We start from the raw sequence: 18,835 nt of genomic DNA, 5'->3' as shown, positions 1-18,835 counted from the left end.
CCATGGGACTGACTGAGTGGGCGTACACGCTCTCCGAATCGTTGCTCTCCGAACCGCTCCCGCGCCGGTGGGAGCACTCGCTAGGGGTCGCCAAGCGCGCTCGCTCCCTGAGCCCGATCCTGGGTGGCGACGCGGAGCTCTTGGAAGCCGCGGCCGTGCTGCATGACATCGGCTACTCGCCGGCCATTGCTGCCACCGGTTTCCATCCCCTGGACGGCGCGCGGTTCCTCAGGGATCAGGAAGGCGCGGACGAACGGGTTGTTCGTCTCGTTGCGCATCACTCCTGTGCCTTGCTGGAAGCGGAGGAACGCGGACTCCGTCAGGAACTTGAGAGCGAGTTCGACCTAGAGCGTCCCGACCTGGTAGACGCCTTGCTGTACTGCGACATGACGACGACGCCGGACGGGACACAGACGACGGCGGCTGAGCGGCTGGATGAGATCGTGCAGAGATACGGCGCGGACACGATCGTCGGGCGGTTCATCCAGCGTGCGGCCCCCGAGATCCACGCAGCGTCGAAGCGCGTCGGGGACCGGATGGCCGAAGCCTCCGTTGGTGGTCAGCCGATGTAGGGATCGCGCCGCGTGTCATCGAGACCGTGCTGAATGCGCAGCATCATCGACGGATGGATGTCCAGTCCGTCAAGGTCCGCCGGATCGATCCAGCGGACCTCTTTCGACTCGCTACTTGTGCGCAGTGAACCGCCGACCGGATGGGCCCGGAAGCAGATGGAGAACTGTTGCCGGACCTCGCCGTCGTCGTACGCCAACACGTGCTGAGGGTCGGTGTAGAGCCCCACGATGTCGTCGACCTCAACGTCGATGCCGGTCTCTTCCCGGACCTCGCGAACGACCGTGTCAGCGATGCGTTCGCCGATGTCGTGGCCACCACCGGGCAGGGCCCAAAGGTCGTTGTCCGTCTTGTGGATCAGCAACAGGCGTCCGGCGTCGTCCCGGACCATCGCCGTCACCGAGGGGACCACTGAGTTGGCCTTCGGGGCGTTCGGGTCGCGGAAGTAGTCGATCCGGCTCATCAGCGCGTGCCTTCCCAATCGGCGGGTGAGGAGATCGGACGGGCCGACTCCCACACCTTCTCAACACTCTCAGCGTAGGCGTCGAAGAGTTCACCGCCCGGGACCCGTTGCAGGTGGAGCACGGGGGCCATGTAGGCGCCGACCCCGTAGAGGTGGCCGTTCGCCAACATCTCGTCATCGGCCCGGTAGATCGAGTTGTAGAGCGTGGTGCCGTGCAGGCGGAACTCGACACCGGGCAGGCCGAAGAGCGGGCCGTAGTTGACGAGGGCGTTTCGAATCTTGCCTGCCATCGCAGCGCCGATCCCTTCGTCCTCGCCGCGCGTGGCCACGGCTGGCGACGTGGGCTCTCCCAGCATGAAGCGGATGGGCACTCCGTCGGCCGACTTCTCTTTCACGATGCGGTGGAATGAGGCGTCTTCCGTGAGCCAGAACCCTGAGTACACCAACAGGTCAAACTGGCGGGTTGCCTTGGAGTAGAGGCTTGTCCAGAGGGTTTGCATCACGACGGAGCGGTGTGGATAGAGCCTGACCAACTCCGCGTTGCCGGCGGCCGCGACCTCGGCTGACGTGCGCTCGTCCGGCCACAGGTACGACACCTCGCACCTCAACAGCGATGCGGTTGCGAACTGGAACCGGCGATATGGCTTGCGCTCAGGTTCGTTGATCCATCGCTCGACCGTCTTGGCCGCGACCCCGAGTCGTTCGGCGACCTCATCGAGCGTCAGGCCCAAGTCCACTATCGCGCCGCGCAGTCGCTCGTTCGCCATGCCAACCTCCGACTTCCTGGGACGACTTGGTTCGACTTCACGGTAGCTAAGAACGACCTGAGCCGCGCAAGCGCGAAGTCGAACGTCGTCACTGCCGACGCCAGTCTGTAGGTACATCGAGCGCGAGGGACTCGCAGACCTCCAACAGCCGAAGGGCTTGACGGGGCGAACCTCCCTCTGCAAGATGAGGAACACGTAATACATGTTCCTCTCGTTCGGGTCGCTTCGGCGGGCCGAACGAGCGCACGACAAGGGGCCCGGGACAGAGCGGGCCGAGGGACCCGGACCCCTGGTCAACCGGAGGGCTCAGACCGAAAGGTCACGTCTCCATACGCCTGAAACGGGAGCTCGTGTTCCCGAAGGAGACAGCGCACCACTTCCGTGCCAACACCCCGATGAATGTGGGGTGTTGGCCGTCGTTCCCAGCGCGGTGGCACTCCCGGACAGGACAGCTTGCCGCCCTGGTTCCATCCCGACTCACCCTTGGGGGTTTGCGTGATCGCAACGCTCATCGCCGTGTTCGGCACGCTCGCCGGCACCGTGGTCGCCGGGTTCATGCAGCACCTGACCACGGCCCGCACCACCCGCGAGGCGGCGGCCGAACGGCGTCGCGAGGCGCTGGCCGCCGCGATCCCGGCGCTACTGGCCGCGATCGTGCGCCACCGTGAACAGCAGTACTTGAAGATCGAGGCTCGCCGCGAGGGCAGGGAAGACAGTCCCGCTACGCGGCAGTCCCGCTACGCGGCCCGTTCCGCTGTCACCAGCGCGATGGACGCGCTCCACATGGTCACGCGGGACACCGGCCTGCTTGCCGTTGCGCAAGAGGCCGTTGACGCCGCGATGGCCATCGGGGATGCCTCCGCAGACGAGTTGGGCGCGGCGGGCCTGCGGGCCCGCAAGGCGCACACCGCGCTGCGGGTAGTCGGCGCTCGTCACGTCTACCCCTGATCACCCCTCGCACCTCGCCACTTCGCGGGGCGGTCGCACTCCCGGACAGGACAGCCGACCGCCCCGCGCCCTTCCCGACGTATCTAGGAGAGATCCACCATGCGTATGCGCACTTTCGTCGCTGGCCAGGAAGCGCACGGCGACTTCGAGTTCGCGGAACTGGCGCTCGGTATCGACGTCGACCTGTTCCGGGGCCCATTGGAGTTCGAGACGGACGGTGAGCGTGCCGCCCGTGAGGACGCGGCCCGTGACATCCTCGCCGACCTGCGTGCGGAGGCGGTGACCGGTGACGACGTCGCCGGTTGGGACGCCCTGTATGCGGACGCGCTGACCCGTACGGTGCCGTTCCTGCGTTCCGCTCGCGCCTTCCGGCCGGTGACAGGGGAGGCGGCATGAACGAGACCCGCAAGCCTCTGACAAGGGTTCAGATCGGTGTGCTGACGGCCGCGTTCGTGCCGATGCTCGCCACGGGCGTGGTCGGCGGGATCGGCACGTACAGCAACATCGGGCACGCCTACGGCACGGGGACCGCGCTCGGTGCCCTCGGTGCCGGTGAGGGTGCAACGGCCGTTCTCGCCCTGGTTCTGTTGGGCTTGACCATGCTGGGTCAGTCCTCGCCGCGCGTCGTACGGATCGGGTTGTGGGCGCTGCCAGCCGCCGCTGCCGTCATGGGCGCGATGGCCGCGCCGGACCCGGGCCGCACCGTGATCTATGCCCTGACCCCGATGGGCATGTCCGTGTCGGCGGAGGGCATGGCGTTCCTCGCCCGCCGGATCGTCGTCCACACCGACGGCCGCGACGCGGAGAACGAGCGGCGCACCGCCGACATCGTGCAGGCCCTCGCCTACCACCGGGCGCGCGCCGTACACCACCCGGTCGACCGGGTGCGGAAGCGGTCGGATCGGGCGTCGTGGCGACTGGCCCGCAAGGTCGGGGTAGGAGACGCGGCCCTCGGATCGAGGCTGCTGAATGTCCAGCGCGACCGGATCACCGACGGCGCGGACGCGGCCCTTGCGTCGATGTTCGGCGGTACCGCCCCCGCCCTCGCCCCGGTTTTCGACGCTGTCACGAATGCGGAGGAATCGACCAGAAGTAGTCGAGAACGGTCTACCTCTGACCTGCCTGTATCGAGCACTCCCACGTTCGTAGTGACGCGGCTTGTGGTGCCCGACCCGGCGCCGGTCGATCTCGGCAAGTCGGGTGTCGGTACCAAGCCGATGCCCGCCGCCGTCCCGGTGGTGAAGCCGGTCCCGATCGCCCCGGCGTCCTCCCGCTCGGTACCGGCCGCGTCGACCGCGCCGCGTCGGGCGACAGGCCGCGTCCCGGTCGCCGCCAAGTCGACCCGCACTCGCCGCACCCCCGAACAGCTCATGGCGGAAGCACGCAAGGCGACGGCCGGTCTGACGGACGCTCAGGTGACCGGCGAGGGCATCCGCCGGGCCCTGCGCACCTCGCCCGCCAACGCCCGCATGCTGCGTGACGCCCTGCTCGCCGAACGCGCCACGACGGTGGTGACGCCGTGAACACCGTCGCCGCGCTCTTACCAGCCGTGCCCGCTCTGGGGTGGGCGGTCCACGCCCGGTGGCTGCACAGCCGGTTGACCACCGCCCGCCGTGACCCGCTCACCGGGTTGTGGACGCGGGACGCGTTCACCCGGCGGGCCCGCCGCCTGTTGCGCGACCCGCGCGCCGTGGTCGTGCTGGCGGACGTCGACCACTTCAAGCAGATCAACGACACCCACGGGCATGCGGCCGGTGACGCGCTGCTCGCCACGATCGCCGGCCGCCTCGCCCACGGCACCACCCCTGGCGGTGTCGTGGGGCGGCTGGGTGGGGACGAATTCGCCGCCGTCGTCATCGACCGCGACGGCACGATGCCCGACCGGCTGCACACCCTCGCCCGCGTCCTCGCCCGGCCGGTCGACACCGCCCCCGACGTGCGCACCACGGTGTCGCTGGGGTGGGTGCGGGCCGCCGACCACCCCGGTGAGGACCTGTCAGCGCTGCTTCGCCGCGCTGATGAAGCCATGTATGCGGCCAAGCGGTCGGGGCGGTCCGGTCCTCGCCGGGCGCGTCTCGGGCGTTTGCTCGGGTCGGTGGCCGGCCGTCGTCCCGGACGGCGCGGGGCGGCATGAGCACGCTGCCGGTCTTCCGGTGGCACCTCGCCCCGGACGGCTACGCCACCCGCCGCCAACTACGGGCCCGCGACCTGCGCCCCGGTGGACAGGACGTCGCCGCCCAGCTCGAACGCCCCCGGCGACGAGGCCGCCCGCCGCTTGTCGCCTACCTGTACCGCGTCGACCTCGCCCAACCGGTCCGGCCGATGACGGCGGGCCGGTGGCGGGCTCACGCCGCGATGATGCGCGCTCGCCGCACCTGCCCCGAGTGCTGCCGGGACGCCGGATACGTCATCCCGCCCACGCTCGGCATGTGCGTGACCTGCGCCTATCCCGAGGAACAGTGCGTCGCCTAAATCGACATGGAACATTCCGTTCCGGCCTTCGTCGAAATCACCGCCACATTGGGCGGGTCCGGCCGTCCGCCTCCTACAGCAAGCCGGCCGGACCCTTTCGACTCCCGAAGGAGTACGTACATCGTGACCGAGACCACCACGTTCACGCCCGCCGGGGACCCGGAGGGCACCGAACATCCGACGGCCGACGTGCTGCCGTTCCCGCTGAAGAAGAAGACCGACCCCGACCCGACCGCCCCGAGCGAGGGCGCGGTGAAGCCGGGGGAGTGGGAGGCCGAACTCCCCGACACCGACGACCCGGAGGCCGACGGCCTGAGCGAGGGCGCCCCGGTCGATCCGCCGCGCGAGGTCTACCCGCCCTCGGTTGCGGAATGGATGGAGGCCAAGGACAAGGCCCGTATGCCGGTGCTGCCGGACTGGGTGAAGCTCCCGGACCAGCGCACGGCCGTCCGTAAGTGGGCCGTTCGGCACTACTCCGCCGTGGTCGGTTACCACGCGGTCCGGTTGCCGCTGGTCTACACGCCGAAGATCTGCATGTACTCGCCGCGCGGCGCGTGGCGTTGGTCGACCGCGATCGGCCGGTGGGTGTCCGACGCGGAGGGCAAGAGCCTGCGTCTCGCCTCCGTGGCCAACGAGGACGCGGCGGAGTACCTGAAGCTGTCCCGGCAGCGCAACGACCGCGTCAGGCTGCGGGGGATCGTCGCCACGGTGGGCGGTTTCGTCGGTCTCGCCGCCGCGCTGACCCTGTTCGTCATGGCGCCGTCGTGGCTGCTCATGCTGGCCGTGGCGACGCTGGCCACCACCCTGGGTGTGGTCGGGGCGCCGGCGGACCGGCCGCTCATCGACATGGCCAAGGTGACGTTCCGCAAGCGCAAGTTGTCGTCGGACATCGTCATCCGCGCACACGAGGTCGCGGGGCTGACGGAAAGGGATCAGTCCATTGCCTTCCCGAGGCCGATCGGCCGTGACGGGGACGGCTGGCGCGTGATCGTGGACCTGCCGTACGGCAAGCACTTCCAAGACGCGCTCAAGGCTCATGGCCGGCTCGCGTCCGGTCTGGACATCGCCCCAACCCAACTGTTCCTCGACAAGGATGAGACGAGCAACCGGCGTATCTCGTACTGGATCGCCGACCGTGACCCGCTCGCCGTCCCGTCGGGCAAGTCGCCGCTGTTGGGGGCGACCCGGGTGGACTTCTGGAAGCCGTTCCCATGGGGCGTTGACGAGCGCGGCAACCCGGTCATGGCCACGATGCTGTGGCTGTCCCTGCTGGTGGGCGCCGTGCCGCGTCAGGGCAAGACGTTCTCTGCCCGCACGATCGCGCTCGCCGCCGCGTTGGATCCGTACGTGCGTCTGTACGTGTTCGACGGCAAGGCGTCGCCGGACTGGCGCACGTTCGCCAAGGTCGCCCACCGCATCGGGTTCGGCATCGTGCCCAAGAACGGGGTCGACCCGGTGGGGCATCTGCTGACCTCGCTGCGGGAACTCAAGGCGGATGTCGAGGACCGCTATCACCGGCTCTCGGAACTGCCGCTGCACATCTGCCCGGAGGGCAAGCTGACCCCGGAGATCAGCCGGGACAAGAAGCTGAACATGCCCCTGACCCTGTTCATCGTGGATGAGGTACAGGAGTACCTGACCCACCCCGAGCACGGAAAAGAGATCCTGTCCCTGATGGTCTACCTCGCCCGGGTCGCCCCCGCGGTGGGTGTCTCCGTGATGACGGCGACGCAGAAGCCGGACGACAAGGCGTGCCCCTCGGAGCTGCGTGACCAGCATCAGGCCCGGTTCGCGCTGCGGGTCGGCGCCTACCAGGTGTCGGACACGATCCTCGGTGCCGGGTCGTACTCGGAGGGCTTGGACGCGTCCAAGTTGCTGAAGTCCCACAAGGGTGTCGGTCTGCTCAAGGGCATGTCCGACGATGCCGGGATCGTGCGCACCTACCTGGCCGACGGCCGCGATGCCGAGCGCATCCTCACCCGGGCCGCCGCGCTGCGGGAGGCGGAGGGCACGCTGACCGGTGACGCGGCAGGCGAGGCGCCGGCCCCGGAGATGTCCGTCACCATCCTTGACGACGTCGCCCAGGTGCTGGGCAAGGGCGAGGTCAAGGTGTGGTCCGAGACCATCGTCGACCGCCTGGCCGACCTGCGCCCCGACGTCTACGGCCCGTGGGCCGAACTGGACGCCAAGCCCAAGGCGGAAGCGCTCACCGCAGCGCTGAAGCCGTTCGGCGTCGGCACTGACCAGATCGCCCGCCGCATCGAGGGCAAGACGGTCAACAAGCGCGGCATCAAGCGCGAGGATCTCACCGTCGCGATTACTCAGCGCAACGAAAGTCGGGACGCCGGGTAGCCCCGAAGGGTCGCTAGCGCTAGCGGTAACCGTCGCTAGCGCTAGCGACCCTGCTAGCGACCTGTACCGCACCTGATCAGGTCGCTAGCGGCTAGCGGCCCACCTGCGGAAACCCCCGAAACCCCGCCTGAGAGGCATCTGATGAGCCTTCCCGTCCTCGCTGCCGCATGCCTACTCGCCGTCACTTTCTGTTACGGCGTCAAGTGCTGGCTGAGCCCGTTCGGCGACTGCCGCAAGTGCGCCGGCATGGGCCACGCGCTGAAGACCGACCGCAAGGGACACGTCAAGCGCGGTCGTGACTGCCGCCGCTGCGACGCGACCGGCAAGCGCATACGCGTCGGCCGCTGGATCTACAACCGCGCCGCGCGCACCTACCGCGCCGGCACCCGCTGACCCGCCGGGAGGCACCCGTGGTCCTCACCATCCCGCTCGTTCTGCTGCTCGCCGTCGTCGTCGGTCTGTTGCTGCGCTTCCGCGCGGTCGGCGCCGGCGCGGCCGTCGTCGTCGCGCTCTTCGGCTTCTACCTCGCCCACACCGGCGCGGCCGACACCGTCAACCAGCTCGTCACCGCCTTCACCGACGCCGTGCCCGGCGTCGGCCGCTGACTCGAAGGGAGACCAGCACCGTGAACGAACCGACCGCGTACGGCCGCCCGGCCCGATACGAGACGGCCGCCGTCGAAGTCCACACCCCCACCCCGATCGTCCCCGCCCACACCGGCCCGCTCATGCCCATGCAGCCGGGCGCCATCCCGGCCGTGACGAGCATCGTCCTTCCCGACGGCCGCGTCGTCACCGGCTACGCCATGGAGCCCGCCAAGCGCGAACCGGCCGCCGCCAAGCCGGCCGTCTCGCGGACGGCGGTGAACATCGCCCTCGGGGGCGTCGGGTTCCTCGCCGCGTGCGGCGGACTGCTCATGCTCACCGCGTTCATCACCGCCCTGACCGCCCTGATCACCCAACTCGTCATCCTCGCCGCCGTCATCTTCGGCGGCTGGATCGCCGTGCAGGTGTTCAGCGCGAGCGGCCACAACGGCGGAACCACGGTCAACATCCGCAAGGCCGTCATCAAGCGCAACAAGTTCTACGGCTGACAAGGGAGAACAACACCCGTGATCCGACTGCGCATTCAGGTCGCCCACTGGCCCCGCCGGTCCCTGGTCCTGACCGACACGCCCCGCCCCGACTGCTCCAACTGCGAGGGATTCGGCGGCATCGAGCACCCCTACGGCGACGAAAACGGCGAGTACGCCGGTGACGAGTGGGAGCCGTGCGACTGCTGGAACGAGTCCCGGCGCTGGTTCCTGATGCCCCTGCCGTACCGGCCCCGGTGGCTGCGTCGCCGCGACAACGGCCGTGACCCGTGGGGACCCGGCGGCTACAGCAACGAACCGCCCTTCTAGCTCTGCCCGTGGGCGGCGGCACTCCCGGACAAGGACAGCCCACCGCCCACGGTCTCCGATCCCGACGTTGCAGAACAGGAGACCAACAGCATGACCCAACTGCACGTATTCGGCGAGGGCTTCTCAGCCCCGGCCACTCGAACGGGGCGCGTGTTCCGGCCGCGCCTGCTGGATCTCTTCTCGTGTGCCGGCGGTGCCGCGATGGGCTACCACCGCGCCGGGTTCGACGTGGACGGCTGCGACATCGCCGACCGCCCCAACTACCCCTTCCCGTACCACCACGGCGACGCGCTCACCTACCTAGCTCTCCTGATCGCGTCGGGCGAGATCCACCGGTACGCGTTCGTCCATGCCTCCCCGCCGTGCCAGCACGGATGCGCTCTGACCGTGGGAACCAACGCCTCGCAGGGATGGGGTCGTACCCATGCCGACCTGGTCGCTCCCGTCCGCGACCTGTTGGACGCGACCGGGTTGCCGTACATCATCGAGCAACCCAACGGCCGCGCTGCGATCCGGAAGGATCTGACGCTGTGCGGGGAGATGTTCGGTCTCGGGGTCATCCGACACCGCAACTTCGAGTTGGGCGGTTGGACTGCCGACCGGCCTGCGCATGTTCCGCACCGTGGGCGGGTGCGCGGGTGGCGGCACGGCGAGTTCTTCGACGGTCCGTACGTCGCCGCGTACGGCGCCGGTGGCGGCAAGCCGTCCGTCCCGGAGCTTCAGGCCGCGATGGGCATCACGTGGACCGACGTCCGCGAGGAACTCACCGAAGCCATCCCGCCCGCCTACACGGAGCACATAGGCCGCGCGTACCTCGCTGGCGCGAGGATGCTGGGGGCGGTCGCATGAGCACCGTGATCGCTCACCTGCGGACCGCGCTCTACCTGGCCGGGTTCGGTGTGCCGGTGCTGCCGCTGCGGGACGGGAAGGTGCCGTTCGGCAACTGCCGTGCGTGCGCGAGGAACGCGTGCGGCGGGCGGCCGAACATGAAACGCGCCGGCGCCTGCCGCTGCACGGCCCCGTGCCACGCGTGGGCCGCCGCCACTACCGACCCCGCCATCGTGACCTCGCCCCTGTGGACGGCGGCATGGGAGCGGACCGTCTGCGTCGGCTACCACCCCGGTGGGGCCGGGCTGACCGTGGTCGACCTCGACAACCCGGCCGCCGTCACCTGGGCCCGCGAGACCCTGCCCGTGACCCGGGTCGTGTCGACGACGCGCGGGCAGCACTGGATCTACCGGGGCGTCATGCCCTCCCACAACGCGGTCCGGCCTGGCATGGACATCAAGTCGCTTATGTCCTACGCCCGTTGGCTCGGACCCGGCACCGGACCCGGCACCGGACCCGTGACCGCACTGCCGGACGCCGTGCGCGCCCTCGCGGTGAAGGAAGACACCACCCCCGCCCCCGGGGAGGTGGTCTCTTCGCTTCCCGCACGTGCCACGTGGTCGCGGGAGGTGGCCACCGGGTGCCGCCACACTGAGGGCTACGTCCGTACCGGCCTTGACCGTGGACTCGCCCTCGTACGGGCCCGCTCCGAATCCGGCGCCGGATCACAGGCGTTCGGAGTCGCCCGGTTCCTCGCTGCACAGCACACGGCCTGCCCGGGGCCGTGCGGACTCGCGGCGGCCGGTGAGGAGATCGTCACCGCCGCCGTGTTGGTGGGCGTTCCGGAGCCGTACGCGCGCCGCGCGGTCACCAACGGCCTTGAGGCGGCTGTCGAGCGCGCAGCATGAACAAAGCATCCCGAACCACCATGAAAGGCCGTCAGAGCGCCGTACAGGGCCCGCCACGGCCGCGCGTGGGCGAACCGAAGGTCGCCGCCCGCAAGGGCGTCCTTTCTGCTGTTGGTTCTGACCCGCAGACGGTCATCGTCACCGGCATCACCCCGGGTCTTCAGATCCAGTGCGAGGGCCTACCGGTCGCGGACTGGCTCTGTGTCTGCGGGCAGCACGAACGCGCCCGGGGTCGGGCGGCCGTCATCAGGCTCACTGCCCGCGTGCGCGCCGGGACTTGCCCCCACACCACCACCTCCGAAGGGAGGGCCGCCTCATGACTCCACAGCCTGTGGACAGCCCCGACCTGTGGGTCGGACTGCCCACCCTGGAAGACCCGCCCGGCGAGGACGACGCGACACCGGACGTGTGGGAAGACCCCATTCCCCTCACCGGCCGCCGTGAGCGGCCCGCGTTCCCCGCCCACGTCTTCCCCGCCTGGCTGGGGGAGTTCGTGGCGGCCGTCGCGGAAGAGACGCAGACCCCGGCTGACCTCGCCGGATCGATCGCCCTCGCCGTGCTCGCCACGGCGGCCGGCGGCCGGTCGGTGGTCCACGTGCGCGGCAACTGGCGTGAGCCCACCAACCTCTTCACCGTGGTGGCCCTCCCGCCCGGCAACCGCAAGACCGCCGTCTTCACCCTGCTCACCAATCCGCTCTATGAGGCGGAGAAACAGCTTCAGGCGGCCATGAAGCCCATGATCGTGGAAGCGGAGCTGACGGCACGGCTGGCGAAGGAGGCGGCGGACAAGGCCACCGCCAAGGCCGCGTCCGCCGACGGCGACAAGCGCGACGAGATGGTGGCCACCGCCATCGGCCTCGCGCAGACCGCCGACACCCTCACCGTGCCGGCCGAACCCCTGTTGTTGGCGGACGACTGCACACCGGAGACGGTCACCTCGCTCATCGCGGAACAGGGCGGCCGGTTGTCGGTGATGAGCGATGAGGGCGGAATCTTCGACATCATCGCCGGCCGCTACTCCGGCAGTCCCAACATGGAGGTCTTCCTCAAAGGCCACGCCGGGGGCCGTCTGAGGGTGAACCGGCAGACCCGCCGCGAGTACGTCGACGCCCCTGCCCTGACGATGGGTTTGGCTGTTCAGCCCGATGTGCTGGTGGACATGGGGAAGATCAAGGGTGGGAAGGGGCGCGGCCTGTTGGGCCGCTTCCTGTACTCGCTGCCGGTGTCGACGGTCGGCGAGCGGAAGGTCATCACCGACCCGGTTCCCGAGCAGACGGCCGCCACCTACACCGCGAGGGTCATCGACCTCACCCTGTCCCTCGCGGGGTGGACCGACCCGGCGCTCATCCAGCTCACCCCGGAGGCGGACGCGGTCCTGATCGCCTATCAGGAACGGGTCGAACCGTGGCTCAAGGCGCGCGGTGGGCGGCTGGGTCACATCACCGACTGGGCCGGAAAGCTGATTGGCGCGACCGCCCGCATGGCCGCGTTGCTGCACCTCGCCGAACACGGCGGCAACGGCTACGCCCACCCCGTCACCGAGGCCACCATGCGCGCGGCCATCGAGCTGGGGGAGTACTACACCGCCCACGCCCTCGCCGTGTTCGACGCCATGGGCGCCGACCCGGTCGTCGGCCGCGCCCGCAGCGTGCTGGAAGCGCTGCGGGACAACGGATGGGAGGACGTCAGCCGGCGGGACGTCTTCACCGTCCTGTCCCGCAGCGAGGTCCCCACCGTCGCCGACCTCGAACCCGCCCTCGCATTGCTGGAAGAGCACGGATACGTGCGCTCGTACCAACCCGAGAAGACCGGCAAGCGCGGACGCCCCCCGGCACCTCGCCTCTTGGCCCACCCCGCCCTGCGCCATGGCGGCCGGTGACCCGACCGCGCCCTCAACCCCTCCCGCACAAACCGCAAAATCCGCAATAACCACCGCACACCACGCTGACCTGCGACGGGACCCCTGCCCCATCCCTGCCGGGGGCCCGTCGCACAATCCCGCGATATTCCGCAAAAAACCGCGCACCACCCGCGCGAGCGGGACCGGTCACCGGCCGCCCCTGATTTTTGCGGAATATCGCGGATTTCTGCGGAGCACCGTCCACCACCGCCCGCGCACCACATCACCGCAGGTCAACGTGTCTCCCCGGTATTTCTGCGGATTTTGCGGTTTGTGCGGCGGCACTCCCCGAGAACTCAGCCCTACAGGAGCGAGCCTTGGACGAACACGGCACCCTCGCGACCCCCGCCGACGGCGACGCCACGTTGGTTCTCCTCACTGTCGAAGAAGCCGCCCGCCGGCTCCGCATCGGCCGCACCACGTGCTTCGCACTCATCCGCACCGGCGAACTGGAGTCCATCGACATCGGCCGTCTCCGTCGCGTCCCCGCAGACGCACCCGCCGAATACCTCGCCCGCCGACGCGCGGCCAAACGAGCCGCTTGACCACGCCCGGGGCGGCAGCACTCCCGGACAGGACAGCCCGCCGCCCCGGTCCCCATCCCGACACCAAGAAACAGGAGTCTGCCTGTGGCAGAGAAGAAGAAGGGCACCCGCCGCGCCAACGGCGAATCGGCCATCTACCTTGGAAAGGACGGCCGTTGGCACGCCCGCGTGCCGATGGGCTACAAGGACAACGGCGAGCCCTACCGCCGACACCTGACGCGCAAGACGCGCGAGGACTTGGTCGCGGAAGTCAAAAAGCTGGAGAAGCAGCGCGACGCGGGTTCGGCGAGCCAACCCGGCAAGCCGTGGACGGTTGAGAAGTGGCTTCAGCACTGGGTTGAGAACATCGCCAAGCCGACCGTCAGCGAGAACACGTACGACGGCTACGAGGTCGCCGTTCGCGTCCACTTGGTGCCCGGTGTCGGCAAGCACCGCCTTGACCGCTTGCAGCCCGAGCACTTGGAGAGCCTGTATCGCCGGATGCAGGCGAACGGGGCGCGCAAGGCGGGTACGGCTCACCAGGCCCACCGCACCGCCCGAACCGCGCTGGGGGAGGCCGTACGGCGCGGCTACACGGCGAAGAACGCTGCCGCGTTGGCGAAGCCGCCACGGATGGAAGAGGACGAATCCGAAGTTGAGCCCTACTCCGTGGACGAGGTGCAGTGCCTGCTGCTCGAAGCCAACAGGCGCCGGAACAGCGCCCGTTGGATGCTGGCGCTGGCGCTCGGACTACGGCAGGGCGAGACGCTCGGACTGCGCTGGTCTGACGTCGACCTGGACAACGAGTACCTGAAGCTGCGCCGAAACCGTCTGCGCCCCCGGTACGAGCACGGGTGCCCGGAGGCCTCGCCGTGCGGCCGGAAGGCGGGGTACTGCCCGGCCAAGGTGCAGGTTCGGCGCGAGACCAAGAACACCAAATCCCGGGCGGGCCGGCGTGCCGTGCCCCTGCCTGGCCCGCTGGTCTCGATGCTCCGTGCACATGCCGAGACGCAAGCGCGTGAGCGCAAGGCGGCCGGTGACCTGTGGACCGAGTCTGACTACGTGTTCACCAAGCTGCTGGGTGGCCCGTTGAGCCCGAACACGGACTATCACGACTGGAAGCGGCTACTCGAAGACGCGGGGGTCCGGGACGGCCGGCTGCACGACGCCCGGCACACGGCCGCCACGGTGCTCATGTTGCTCGGTGTCCCGGCTCGGGTCATCGACCAGATCATGGGTTGGGAACCGGGAACCTCCGACAGCATGAGGGCGCGGTACCTGCACGTGCCCGACGCGATGCTGAAGGACGTCGCCCGGAAGATTGCCGAAGCCATCTGGGGACCACCGGAAACACCCGCTGTGGACAAAAACCAGGACAACGGGGCCTGAGGACAACGACGAAGGGCCCCACCTTGCGGTGGGGCCCTTCGACATCGTGCCCGGTGAGGCACTGGCGGAGGATACGAGATTCGAACTCGTGAGGGGTTGCCCCCAACACGCTTTCCAAGCGTGCGCCCTAGGCCACTAGGCGAATCCTCCGCGGCAAACAATACAAGACGTTGAGGAGTGCTCGCGAACTCGTTCCCCCCGCTCAGATCCTGTAGCCTGTGCGGAGCCCCTCACGCGGCGCTATCTGACTGAACTCCCCCAGGGCCGGAAGGCAGCAAGGGTAGGTTGGCTCTGGCGGGTGCGTGGGGGGCGCTTGCGTTCCCGAGGTCGGGACCGGGGCGGGAACGAGGTCGGGACCGAGGTCGGGACCGCCCCTGTGGATCTTGCGGACGGCCCCCGTTGTCAGTGGGCGCCTATAACCTCGTACGCGTGTCGTCTCTCGCGCTCTACCGCCGCTATCGCCCGGAGTCGTTCGCCGAGGTCATCGGGCAGGAACATGTCACCGACCCGTTGCAGCAGGCGCTGCGGAACAACCGGGTCAATCACGCGTACCTGTTCAGCGGGCCGCGAGGCTGCGGCAAGACCACGAGCGCGCGCATCCTGGCCCGTTGCCTGAACTGCGAGAAGGGACCCACACCCACCCCCTGCGGCGAGTGCCTGTCCTGCACGGACCTCGCGCGCAACGGACCCGGTTCCATCGACGTCATCGAGATCGACGCCGCGTCGCACGGTGGTGTGGACGACGCCCGTGAGCTGCGCGAGAAGGCGTTCTTCGGGCCCGCGAGCAGCCGCTACAAGATCTACATCATCGACGAGGCCCACATGGTCACGTCGGCCGGCTTCAACGCGCTGCTCAAGGTCGTCGAAGAGCCGCCGGAGCACCTCAAGTTCATCTTCGCGACCACCGAGCCCGAGAAGGTCATCGGGACCATCCGGTCGCGCACCCACCACTACCCCTTCCGGCTCGTGCCGCCCAGCACCCTGCGCGACTACCTGGGCCAGGTCTGCGGGCAGGAGGACATCCCGGTCGAGGACGGCGTCCTGCCCCTCGTCGTGCGCGCCGGCGCCGGTTCCGTGCGTGACTCCATGTCCGTCATGGACCAGTTGCTCGCAGGGGCGAGCACCGACGGTGTGACATACGCCATGGCGACCTCGCTGCTCGGCTACACCGACGCCTCGCTCCTCGACTCCGTCGTCGAGGCCTTCGCCACCGGTGACGGCGCCGCCGCCTTCGAGGTCGTCGACCGCATCATCGACGGCGGCAACGACCCGCGCCGTTTCGTCGCCGACCTTCTGGAGCGCCTCCGCGACCTGGTGATCCTCGCGGCCGTTCCCGACGCCCTCGACAAGGGCCTCATCGACGCCCCCACCGACGTACTGGAACGTATGCAGGCCCAGGCCGGCACCTTCGGCGCGGCCGAGCTCAGCCGCGCCGCCGACCTCGTCAACACCGGCCTGACCGAGATGCGCGGCACCACCTCCCCGCGCCTCCAACTCGAGCTCATCTGCGCCCGAGTGATGCTCCCCGCCGCCTACGGCGACGAACAGTCGGTCATGGCCCGCCTCGACCGGCTGGAGCGCGGCGTCAACTTCGCGGCCGGCGGCGGCGCACCCGCCATGGCCTACGTCCCCGGCCCCGACGCACACCACCAGACGCAGCCCCCTGCCCAGGCTCACGCCCCCGTCCCGCCGGGCGGTGGCGCCGCCGCCGCGCGCGCAGCCGTACGAGGTCCAGGGGCGCCCGGCACCACCCCGGCCCCCTTCGCCGCTACGACCCCGCCGCCCGCGATGCCGGCGGAGCAACCCCCCGCACCCGCCGCCTACACCCAGCCGGCCCCGCCCACCCCGGCACCCCAACAGCCGCAGCCCCAGCCCCAGGCACAAGCTCCCGCTCCCGCCTCTGCCCCCGCTCCCGCCCCCGGCGCCTGGCCCACCGCCACCGCCGCAGGCAGCGGTCGCCGCCCAGGCGGCTGGCCCACAGCGGCCCCGGCAGGCGGCGGACAACCCCCGGCCCCCGCCCACAACGCCCCCGCACCCACCCCCGTACAGGCCTCCGCCCCCCAGGCCGCGGCCCCCACCCAGCCCGCCGTCGCACCCCCGGCCGGCAGCCTCGACCCCCGCATGCTCTGGCCGAACATCCTGGAAGTGGTGAAGAACCGCCGCCGCTTCACCTGGATCCTGCTCAGCCAGAACGCCCAGGTCACCGGTTTCGACGGCACGACCCTCCAGATCGGCTTCGTCAACGCCGGTGCGCGGGACAACTTCAACAGCAGCGGCAGCGAGGACGTACTCAAGCAGGCGCTGTCCGAGCAGTTCAACGTCAAGTGGAAGATCGACGCGGTCGTGGACCCCTCGGGCGGCAGCACCCCGCCCCCACAGCCGGGCGGTTCCTACGGCGGCGGTGGCGGCGCGGCAGGTGGCTACAGCGGTGCGCCGTCCGGCGGCTACGGCGCCCCCGCCCCCGCGACGCCCGCCCCCCGCCCGGCATCCCCCCATCCCACCCCCACACCCGCACCCACGAACACCCCCAACTCCCCCTCGTCACAGGCCCCGACGCCGGCCCAACCCGCCGCGCCCCCGGCCCCCGCCCCCCGCACCGTCTCCGCCGAGGACGACACCCCCGAGGACGACGACCCCGACCTCGACGAGTCAGCCCTCTCCGGCCACGAACTGATCGTCCGAGAACTGGGAGCCACGGTGATCGAGGAATTCACCAACGAGTAGGCAGCGCCAGCTACTCCGATACTCCGACTCCGGCGACATCATCACCCCCCTCGCCGCCTCACCCCGCCCACCCCAACCCCCCAGGGGCGCGGGGAACTGCGCGACAAGCCCCCACGCACCCACACTCCGCACACAACCCAGACCACCCACCCCCAACCGGCCCGCAACCCCGCCGCACCACCAACCAACCCCGCCCCCAACCCCCACCCCGACCACCCCCACCCTCACCGTGACCTAGGCTGACCCCCGTGAAGGTCCTCGTCATCGGTACCGGCGCCCGCGAACACGCCCTCTGCCATTCCCTGTCCAACGACCCCGACGTCACCGCGCTGCACTGCGCCCCCGGCAACGCAGGCATCGCCGAGGTCGCCGAGCTGCACCAGGTCGACCCCCTCGACGGCGCAGCCGTAGCCGCGCTGGCCACCGAACTCGGTGCCGAGCTGGTCGTGGTCGGCCCGGAGGCACCCCTTGTCGCCGGGGTCGCCGACGCCGTGCGCGAGGCGGGCATCCCGGTCTTCGGCCCCTCCGGGGAGGCCGCGCAGCTGGAGGGCTCCAAGGCCTTCGCCAAGGAAGTGATGGCGGCGGCCGGTGTGCCGACCGCCCGCTCCTACGTCTGCACGAACCCGGAAGAGGTCGAGGAAGCCCTCGACGCCTTCGGTGCGCCGTACGTCGTGAAGGACGACGGACTGGCCGCCGGCAAGGGCGTCGTCGTCACCGACGATCTCGACGCGGCGAAGGCGCACGCAGGCGCCTGCGAGCGGGTCGTCATCGAGGAGTTCCTCGACGGCCCCGAGGTCTCGCTCTTCGCGATCACCGACGGCGTCACCGTCGTCCCGCTCCAGCCCGCCCAGGACTTCAAGCGCGCGCTGGACGGCGACGAGGGCCCGAACACCGGCGGCATGGGCGCGTACTCCCCGCTGCCGTGGGCCGACCCGAAGCTGGTGGAGGAGGTCATGCAGACCGTCCTCCAGCCCACCGTCGACGAGATGCGCCGCCGCGGCACCCCCTTCTCCGGCCTCCTCTACGCCGGTCTCGCGATCACGAGTCGCGGTGTGCGGGTCATCGAGTTCAACGCCCGTTTCGGCGACCCGGAGACCCAGGTGGTCCTGGCCCGTCTGAAGACCCCGCTGGCCGGCGTCCTGCTCGCCGCCGCCGACGGCACCCTCGACGACCTGGCGCCCCTGCGCTGGAGCGAGGACGCGGCGGTCACCGTGGTCATCGCCTCGCACAACTACCCCGGCACCCCCCGCACCGGCGACCCGATCACCGGCCTCGACGAGGTGGCCGCGCAGGACGCCCCGCACGCGTACGTGCTGCACGCCGGTACCAAGTACGACGGCGACACGGTCGTGAGCGCGGGCGGCCGGGTCCTCTCCGTCACGGCGACCGGCGCGGACCTCACCCAGGCCCGCGAGCGCGCGTACGCGGCCGTGGCCCGGGTCCGTCTCGACGGCTCCCAGCACCGCACGGACATCGCGGCGAAGGCGGCGTCGGGCGAGTAACCCCAAGCGCTTCCGCGCACCGGTAAACCCGACAGGCCCCGATTCCGTCTCAGGATTCGGGGCCTGAACCTTGCCCTCACCCTCGC

Annotated in this window: 20 protein-coding genes, 1 tRNA gene and 1 other RNA gene; 19 read left to right on the top strand and 3 right to left on the bottom strand. The window is 70.1% G+C overall.

Going from position 1 to position 18,835, the window contains the following annotated elements:
* Nucleotides 1-2: 2 nt before the first annotated feature.
* Nucleotides 3-572, top strand: coding sequence for an HD domain-containing protein (locus tag OG588_RS24150; RefSeq protein WP_405949121.1), 570 nt, complete (start codon nucleotides 3-5; stop codon nucleotides 570-572).
* Here the strand turns inward: OG588_RS24150 and OG588_RS24145 are convergent.
* Together OG588_RS24145 and OG588_RS24140 are read right to left on the bottom strand one after the other, a co-directional pair.
* Nucleotides 560-1,033, bottom strand: a complete 474-nt coding sequence (locus OG588_RS24145; RefSeq protein WP_405949120.1) for an NUDIX domain-containing protein — start codon at nucleotides 1,031-1,033, stop codon at nucleotides 560-562. The two genes, OG588_RS24150 and OG588_RS24145, sit on opposite strands and share 13 nt — an antisense overlap.
* Entirely contained in the window at nucleotides 1,033-1,800 is a 768-nt protein-coding gene (locus OG588_RS24140) for a helix-turn-helix transcriptional regulator (RefSeq protein WP_366435183.1), read from the bottom strand. Before OG588_RS24140 ends, OG588_RS24145 begins: the two co-directional genes overlap by 1 nt.
* A gap of 495 nt (nucleotides 1,801-2,295) precedes the next feature.
* On the opposite strand from OG588_RS24140, the gene OG588_RS24135 reads away from it, so the two are divergent.
* The 15 genes from OG588_RS24135 (at nucleotide 2,296) to OG588_RS24065 (ending at nucleotide 14,523) form a co-directional block, all read left to right on the top strand.
* Complete coding sequence (locus OG588_RS24135; protein WP_405949119.1) at nucleotides 2,296-2,748, top strand: hypothetical protein; 453 nt, start codon at nucleotides 2,296-2,298, stop codon at nucleotides 2,746-2,748.
* 105 nt (nucleotides 2,749-2,853) lie between these two features.
* The gene (locus OG588_RS24130) at nucleotides 2,854-3,144 is read left to right on the top strand and encodes a hypothetical protein (RefSeq protein WP_366435221.1); all 291 of its coding nucleotides are present in this window, start codon (nucleotides 2,854-2,856) and stop codon (nucleotides 3,142-3,144) included.
* Nucleotides 3,141-4,271, top strand: coding sequence for a conjugal transfer protein (locus tag OG588_RS24125; protein ID WP_405949118.1), 1,131 nt, complete (start codon nucleotides 3,141-3,143; stop codon nucleotides 4,269-4,271). The genes OG588_RS24130 and OG588_RS24125 overlap by 4 nt, the downstream gene beginning before the upstream one ends.
* Nucleotides 4,268-4,882 (top strand): GGDEF domain-containing protein, encoded by a 615-nt coding sequence (locus OG588_RS24120; protein ID WP_405949117.1) that lies wholly within the window; start codon nucleotides 4,268-4,270, stop codon nucleotides 4,880-4,882. The genes OG588_RS24125 and OG588_RS24120 overlap by 4 nt, the downstream gene beginning before the upstream one ends.
* Nucleotides 4,879-5,220, top strand: a complete 342-nt coding sequence (locus OG588_RS24115) for an RRQRL motif-containing zinc-binding protein (protein ID WP_405949116.1) — start codon at nucleotides 4,879-4,881, stop codon at nucleotides 5,218-5,220. Before OG588_RS24120 ends, OG588_RS24115 begins: the two co-directional genes overlap by 4 nt.
* Nucleotides 5,221-5,343: 123 nt before the next feature.
* Nucleotides 5,344-7,572: a cell division protein FtsK gene (locus OG588_RS24110; protein ID WP_405949115.1), complete on the top strand. Its 2,229-nt coding sequence runs from the start codon at nucleotides 5,344-5,346 to the stop codon at nucleotides 7,570-7,572.
* A 141-nt stretch (nucleotides 7,573-7,713) separates the two neighbouring features.
* The gene (locus OG588_RS24105; protein ID WP_405949114.1) at nucleotides 7,714-7,965 is read left to right on the top strand and encodes a hypothetical protein; all 252 of its coding nucleotides are present in this window, start codon (nucleotides 7,714-7,716) and stop codon (nucleotides 7,963-7,965) included.
* Between the two features lie 17 nt (nucleotides 7,966-7,982).
* Nucleotides 7,983-8,177, top strand: a complete 195-nt coding sequence (locus OG588_RS24100) for a hypothetical protein (protein ID WP_366435190.1) — start codon at nucleotides 7,983-7,985, stop codon at nucleotides 8,175-8,177.
* A 20-nt stretch (nucleotides 8,178-8,197) separates the two neighbouring features.
* Nucleotides 8,198-8,665, top strand: a complete 468-nt coding sequence (locus tag OG588_RS24095; RefSeq protein ID WP_405949113.1) for a hypothetical protein — start codon at nucleotides 8,198-8,200, stop codon at nucleotides 8,663-8,665.
* Nucleotides 8,666-8,683: 18 nt separating this feature from the next.
* On the top strand, nucleotides 8,684-8,974 hold the full coding sequence (locus OG588_RS24090) for a hypothetical protein (RefSeq protein ID WP_262061071.1): 291 nt from the start codon (nucleotides 8,684-8,686) through the stop codon (nucleotides 8,972-8,974).
* Between the two features lie 201 nt (nucleotides 8,975-9,175).
* A complete protein-coding gene (locus tag OG588_RS24085) occupies nucleotides 9,176-9,823 on the top strand; it encodes a DNA methylase (protein ID WP_366435222.1) in 648 nt (215 codons plus the stop codon).
* The gene (locus tag OG588_RS24080; protein ID WP_405949112.1) at nucleotides 9,820-10,710 is read left to right on the top strand and encodes a bifunctional DNA primase/polymerase; all 891 of its coding nucleotides are present in this window, start codon (nucleotides 9,820-9,822) and stop codon (nucleotides 10,708-10,710) included. Before OG588_RS24085 ends, OG588_RS24080 begins: the two co-directional genes overlap by 4 nt.
* Nucleotides 10,711-11,026: 316 nt before the next feature.
* Nucleotides 11,027-12,589 carry a YfjI family protein gene (locus OG588_RS24075; protein WP_405949111.1) on the top strand — a complete coding sequence of 521 codons (1,563 nt, stop codon included), beginning with the start codon at nucleotides 11,027-11,029 and terminating at the stop codon, nucleotides 12,587-12,589.
* Between the two features lie 338 nt (nucleotides 12,590-12,927).
* On the top strand, nucleotides 12,928-13,155 hold the full coding sequence (locus tag OG588_RS24070; protein ID WP_366435193.1) for an excisionase family DNA-binding protein: 228 nt from the start codon (nucleotides 12,928-12,930) through the stop codon (nucleotides 13,153-13,155).
* An 84-nt stretch (nucleotides 13,156-13,239) separates the two neighbouring features.
* On the top strand, nucleotides 13,240-14,523 hold the full coding sequence (locus tag OG588_RS24065) for a tyrosine-type recombinase/integrase (RefSeq protein ID WP_405949110.1): 1,284 nt from the start codon (nucleotides 13,240-13,242) through the stop codon (nucleotides 14,521-14,523).
* A 62-nt stretch (nucleotides 14,524-14,585) separates the two neighbouring features.
* On the opposite strand, the gene OG588_RS24060 is transcribed toward OG588_RS24065, so the two are convergent.
* A tRNA-Ser gene (locus tag OG588_RS24060) sits at nucleotides 14,586-14,673 on the bottom strand.
* Nucleotides 14,674-14,744: 71 nt separating this feature from the next.
* Here OG588_RS24060 and ffs point away from each other — a divergent pair.
* The 3 genes from ffs to purD all read left to right on the top strand — a co-directional run bounded on the left by ffs (nucleotide 14,745) and on the right by purD (nucleotide 18,749).
* Nucleotides 14,745-14,843, top strand: an RNA gene (ffs, locus tag OG588_RS24055) — signal recognition particle sRNA small type.
* A 109-nt stretch (nucleotides 14,844-14,952) separates the two neighbouring features.
* Nucleotides 14,953-17,247: a DNA polymerase III subunit gamma and tau gene (locus OG588_RS24050; protein WP_405949109.1), complete on the top strand. Its 2,295-nt coding sequence runs from the start codon at nucleotides 14,953-14,955 to the stop codon at nucleotides 17,245-17,247.
* A gap of 248 nt (nucleotides 17,248-17,495) precedes the next feature.
* A complete protein-coding gene (gene purD / locus OG588_RS24045) occupies nucleotides 17,496-18,749 on the top strand; it encodes a phosphoribosylamine--glycine ligase (protein WP_405949108.1) in 1,254 nt (417 codons plus the stop codon).
* Nucleotides 18,750-18,835: the final 86 nt, after the last annotated feature.

Origin of the sequence: Streptomyces prunicolor, assembly GCF_045162825.1 — a bacterium.
Taxonomy (GTDB): Bacteria; Actinomycetota; Actinomycetes; order Streptomycetales; family Streptomycetaceae; genus Streptomyces; species Streptomyces prunicolor.
Note: the sequence above shows the minus strand (reverse complement) of the source record. Positions and strands in the feature narration are given on the sequence as shown.